At 61.0% G+C, this 5,299-nt stretch carries 5 protein-coding genes; all 5 read right to left on the bottom strand.

The genetic code is table 11. The features are described 5' to 3' along the window. Positions 1-271 precede the first annotated feature (271 nt). Entirely contained in the window at positions 272-634 is a 363-nt protein-coding gene (locus M3498_08715) for a TIGR04076 family protein (GenBank protein ID MDQ3459361.1), read from the bottom strand. A 14-nt stretch (positions 635-648) separates the two neighbouring features. Then, on the bottom strand, positions 649-1,665 hold the full coding sequence (locus M3498_08720; GenBank protein MDQ3459362.1) for an aldo/keto reductase: 1,017 nt from the start codon (positions 1,663-1,665) through the stop codon (positions 649-651). Positions 1,666-1,713: 48 nt separating this feature from the next. Next, positions 1,714-2,481, bottom strand: coding sequence for an ABC transporter permease (locus M3498_08725; GenBank protein MDQ3459363.1), 768 nt, complete (start codon positions 2,479-2,481; stop codon positions 1,714-1,716). 115 nt (positions 2,482-2,596) lie between these two features. Then, positions 2,597-3,616, bottom strand: a complete 1,020-nt coding sequence (locus M3498_08730; protein ID MDQ3459364.1) for an ABC transporter permease — start codon at positions 3,614-3,616, stop codon at positions 2,597-2,599. A 41-nt stretch (positions 3,617-3,657) separates the two neighbouring features. Next, the gene (locus tag M3498_08735; protein MDQ3459365.1) at positions 3,658-5,259 is read right to left on the bottom strand and encodes an ABC transporter substrate-binding protein; all 1,602 of its coding nucleotides are present in this window, start codon (positions 5,257-5,259) and stop codon (positions 3,658-3,660) included. Positions 5,260-5,299: the final 40 nt, after the last annotated feature.

Consider the following 5,299-nt stretch of genomic DNA (forward strand, 5'->3'; position numbering starts at 1 on the left):
TAACGTTTTCTGTTGCTACCAAGCCTTTGCGTCTAGAACGACATTTTTGAGTACCAATAACATAGCTCATAAGCCCATCTGAAGAATGGCAAAATGACGTTGGTTGTCATGCAATACCGTACTGGTCATGCTTCTGGTCGGACTACGGTTTTCTACAGCGCAACACCCGTGCGTCAACTCCACCTCGAGCAACAGATTCCGTTAGAACCAGGAATGTGAAGGCCGAATGTGAAGGCCAGCCGCCGAGCTTATGAGCCCGCGCGCAGGCCCGTCAAGAGAGCTTTTTGGGTATAAGGGTGACGTCCTCGGTCTTGAACTCCCGGACGCCGGTTCGCATGACCTTCATCACCGCTTCGCAGTTGGGGTCCGGGCACATCACCCGATCATCCATCGTCATCCAGTCGTTCTCATCGGTCACGCGCTGCTTGGCGGGCAATAAGGGCAGCACCGACGCCAGAGCGTACATGCTGAAGGTCTTGCCCGCAGGGATGCTCAGGTTTTCCCCGGACAGCTCGAAGTAGTCACCCACGTGATGATTACAGATGTCCTCCAGGCCCTTTTTGACGCTCACGATCTCTACCTTGAGATCGTAGAGCTTGAATGTCCTTGTCTTAGGCATCAGGGGTTTAGGCATCAGGGGCTTAGGCATCAGGGCTGGTTTTGGTTCAGGTTGAACTTCATGATCTTGTTGTGCTTGCCGTCTCTATCACGCTCGAGTTCGTAGGCCGCGCCTGGAACCTCCGCGAAGCTGGTTCTTACGCTCTCTATCCTGCCGAGGTCACCTGGGGAGAGCTCGAGGCCGTCACGAAGCGCCAGGTGTTGTGCGAGATGGTTTACAGTTCTCACGCCGACGATGCAGGCGCGCACCGCCTCTCGCTGCAAGCAGTAGGCGCAGGCTACGGTGGCGACGTCCGTATGTCTTGCCGCCGCGATTTCCCCGAGCACCTCGAGCAGGTCTTGCAGCGCGTCCCAGCCACCTATCTCCTCGAGAATGAGCATGTACTTGGCGAGCGACCTGTTCTCGTAGGGCTCTTGCGGCGCTTCCTTGCCGAGATGACGCTCGGACAGCAGCCCGCCCGCGACGCTTCCGTAGCAGAGCAGGGCGATACCGTGGTCCTTGGCGAGCCCGGCAAGGCGCCCTTGGGGTCTACGGTCGAGGATGGAGTACTGCGTTTGCAGCGACGCGACACAGATGCCCCGAGCGATGATTTCCTCGAGGTGCCGGGCGTCGAAGTTGGTCAGGCCGATTTCTCGTATCTTGCCCCTTTGCTTGAGGTCGCCCAGGCTGTCTAAGGTCTCGAGGTAGCCGGGCACCCGGTAATCCCACCAGTGGAACTGCACCAGGTCCAAGCGCTCGAGCCCCAAGCGGGCGAGCGACCTGTCTATCGCCCGCTCGGTTTGCTGTGGGCTCAGCGAGGAAAGGGCGACCAGATCAGGCACGTATTTGGTGTGAACCGCGATGTCTTGGGGGCTGAGCTTGTTTGTCCTGATAAACGTTCCCAGCAGCTCTTCCACGCCCGTGTAGATGTCGGCGCAGTCGAAGACGCGAAAGCCGGCCTCATAATAGGCTTCCAGCACCTCCAGGCCCACGAGCTGCTGGCTGCTGTGCCCTTGGGCAAGCTGCCAGCAGCCGATAATGACGTTGTCGAGGTAGTCGAGCTTCATTGACGAATCATAGCGTATGCGCGCTCAGCGCTATATCCGTTCACGAACCTAGGAGCGCGTCCGTGGGTCGAGCATGTCGCGCAGCCCGTCGCCGATAAAATTGAAAGCCATGACGAGGCTGGCGATGGCGAGGCCGGGGAAAAGCCACATCCACCACTGGTCGAAAAAGTTGATCCCGATGGAGATCATCCGCCCCCACTCGGGTGAGGAGGGTTCCGGCCCCAGCCCCAGGAAGCTGAGCCCCGCGAAGAGGAGGATGGCGTTGCCGATATCGAGCGAGCCGTAGACGACGACCGGAGCGACGCTGTTGGGTAGGAGCGTTCGGAAGAGGAGATAGCGGTTCTTGGCGCCGAGACTGCGGGCGGCCTCGACGTATTCGGCGCTCTTCGCTTCGATGATGAGGCCCCTGGTCAGCCGGGCGTAGTCCGTCCAGCGAACGAGGACGAGCGCGATGACCGCGTTGCGTATGTCCGGGCCCAGCGCGGCGGTCACGGCCATCGCCAGGATAATCGTCGGGAAGGCCATGAAGAGTTCGGTCACGCGCATCATGACCTCGTCCCACAGTCCTCCCGCGAAGCCGGCAAGCGCGCCGATAAGCCAACCGATCACGCTGTTGATGAGGATGACGGCCAGGCCCGCGGGTATCGTTATCCGCCCGCCGTAGAGCACGCGGCTGAGAATATCTCGGCCCAGTTCATCGGTACCCAAGCGATAGACGTCGTTTGGAGGCTGCAGGCGGTGCGTGATGTTCTGCTCGAGCGGGTGAAAGGGGGCGAGCAGGGGTGCGAACAAGGCGATCGCAAACCACGTGAACACCACCACGAGAGCGACGATGACCTCCGGATGCTTGCCTAGTTGTCTGAGGCGTTTACGTGAGGCTGAGCCCGCCGGCCCAGCCCTAAGCGTTTCGGTTGGCCTGATCATCACGGCGTCAGCTGTACCTGATGCGAGGATCGAGGAAAAAATAGAGGATGTCCACGATAAAGTTGGCGATGACATAGATAAAGGCGATGAGCATGCTCACGCCCATGATGGCCGGGAAGTCCTGCGAGGTCGAAGCCCGAAAGGCGTAACGGCCGATGCCGGGCCAGGCGAATATGGCTTCTATAAGGACCGCGCCAGCCAGCAGGTTGCCGTAGAGCACACCCAACAGGGTGACGACGGGAATGAGGGCGTTCGAGAGCCCGTGCCGCAAGACGACCAGGGGCTCGAGCTGTCCTTTGGCTCGAGCAGTACGGATGTAATCGGTGCCGAGAACTTCCAGAAGCGAGGAGCGGGTGATGCGAGCGATGATGCCCGAGACGTAGCCGCCGAGGACCAGGCTCGGCAGGATCAGGTGGGAGACGGCGTCACGGAAGGTCGCCCACTGACCCGCCAGCAGACTGTCGATGGTGAACAGGCCAGTCACCTGGGGCGGCCTGTTCACCAAAAAGCCCAGCCTGCCGGGACCCGCGACCCAGCCAAGGTGGGCGTGAAACACGGACAGGCCGATCAGGGCGAGCAAGAAGACCGGGAAACTGACGCCGATCAGGGCAAAGATGCGCACCAGATAGTCGAGGGGCGAATTGCGCCACACCGCCGATACCACCCCGAAGCTTATCCCCAGCAACAGGCCGACAACAATCGACATGGTCGCCAACTCGACGGTCGCCGGCAGAAACTGCCTGATGTCATTCAGCACCGGGTTTCTGGTTTTGACGGACACGCCCATGTCACCTTGCAGCAGGTTGCCCAGATAGGTGAGGTACTGAATGTGCAGGGGCCTGTCCAAACCCCACTTCTCCCGGAAGGCGGTCACGAGTCGCTCGTTGCCGAGGGCGTTTTGCGGCAGGTTGGCGTTGATCGGGTCCGCCGGTATGGCGTTGGCGATGAGAAAAGCGACGACGGTGATCCCGAGGATCAGGGGAATCGCGAACAGGATACGCCTGAAGATGTACTTGTAGAGTGGCATGGAGGGGCTTGGGGGAGCGGGCGCTCCCTTAACTCATGGCTCTAGCGCGACCGGCTCAGCAAAGACAGGTCCACACTCCACTGCGGATGCCAGACATAGCCCTCGATGTCGGCGCGGAAGGCCGTCTGGATGGCGGGCACGTTAAAGGGCGCAAAGGCACTGTTTTGCTGTGCGAAATCCTGAAGCTGGTCGAAGATTTCGGTGCGGGCAGCAAGATCGGTTTCTTCGTTGGCTCTGGCGATCAGCTCGAGGATCTCCTCGTCGACCCCGTCTTCGGTCCAGCGGGCGCGTTCCGTGGCGACCTTGCCGCCGGGCAGGAACTCGAGAAAATCCACCGGGTCGAGCTTGTCGGGTCCCCAGAACCAGTAGGCAAAGCCCTGGGTGCCGCTCCGGTAGCCCTCGAGCGCAACTTGGACCTCGCCGGGGAGCAACCTGACAGCAATACCAACCTCCGCCAAGTCCGCTTGAATCTTTTGGGCGTTGGTGCTGAGGTTGACCCCGGCAAAGGTCAAGTCGGGATATTGCAGCGTGATCTCAAAGCCGTCAGGGTAACCGGCCTCCGCCAGGAGCTCACGAGCCCGGTCGAGGTCGCGCTCGAGGGCCTTATCCTGAGCATACGCGCCGGCCAGGCCCACCCACATGTTGCTGCCCGGCGTAACGCTGCCTGCCCACAGGTCGCGGTAGCCCTGATAGTCCAGGGCGTACCGCACGGCTTGCGCCACGAGAGGGTCAGCCAGCAGGCCTCCGACCTCGGGATCGCGGTTCATGAGGAGAAAGTGGGTCCAGGTGCCGGACCCAAGGTAGATGTCAATGTCTTCATTGCCCGCGAGACCGGCCACCTGATCGGGCGTCAGGTCGGTCGCCAGGTCGATGTCTCCCGACACCAAGGCGACCCTTTGCGTGGCGGCCTCGGGAATGTTGACGATGACGATCCGGTCGAAAAAGGGCTGCTCGCCCCAGTAATCGGGGTTGCGAACGAGGACCGTCCGTTCCTGGGGGGTCCAGCTCTCGAGCCTATAGGGACCGGTACCCGCCGAAGTCTGGTTCAAGTAGTCCAGGGCGGCGTCCGTTTCGGCGGCGTCTTCGGCGTCCGTGCCGCCGTTCTCCCGGACAAGCTCGGCATTGACGACCGAGAAGGCGCTGTTGGTCAGCTCCGCCAGCAACGAGGGACGCGCCGCCGTCAGGGTGAGGACCACGGTGAGGTCATCGGCAGCCTCGACCGAAACAATGGGATCGGCGAGAAAGGAGGGCTGGGCCCTGGTATTTTTGAGCCGGTTGAAGGAGAAAACTACGTCTTCGGCCTGCAAGGGGTCGCCATTGGCGAAGGTGACATCGTCACGCAGCTCAAAGGTGTAAACGAGATCGTCTTCGGAAATGGACCAAGACTGCGCCAACAGAGGTTCGATAGAACTTGCGTCCGCATCCGGGAAGGTCACCAGGGTGTCGTAGGTGACGCGGTGGACCATGCCGCTGGTCGGGTTGAAGGCGTGCGCGGGATCGTAAGATTCCGCGATCTCGGCGTGGCCGATGACGATGACCTCTTCGTCCTGGGCCTGAGCGCTCCCTAGCGCGATCAGCAGGAGGACGACCCCTAGCAGCCACGGACGCGAGCAGTGCAGCAGCGGATTCAGTCTCTTCTTCATGGCGGTTCTCCCTATAAGATGATACTGCGTGAGATGACAC

This window comes from Deinococcota bacterium, assembly GCA_030858465.1.
In the GTDB taxonomy this organism is placed as follows: Bacteria; Deinococcota; Deinococci; order Deinococcales; family Trueperaceae; genus JALZLY01.

Coding starts and splice junctions, on each gene's coding strand:
- M3498_08735 (MDQ3459365.1), bottom strand. CDS start 5,259: ATGAAGAAGAGACTGAATCCGCTGCTGCACTGCTCGCGTCCGTGGCTG.
- M3498_08720 (MDQ3459362.1), bottom strand. CDS start 1,665: ATGAAGCTCGACTACCTCGACAACGTCATTATCGGCTGCTGGCAGCTT.
- M3498_08730 (MDQ3459364.1), bottom strand. CDS start 3,616: ATGCCACTCTACAAGTACATCTTCAGGCGTATCCTGTTCGCGATTCCC.
- M3498_08715 (MDQ3459361.1), bottom strand. CDS start 634: ATGCCTAAACCCCTGATGCCTAAGACAAGGACATTCAAGCTCTACGAT.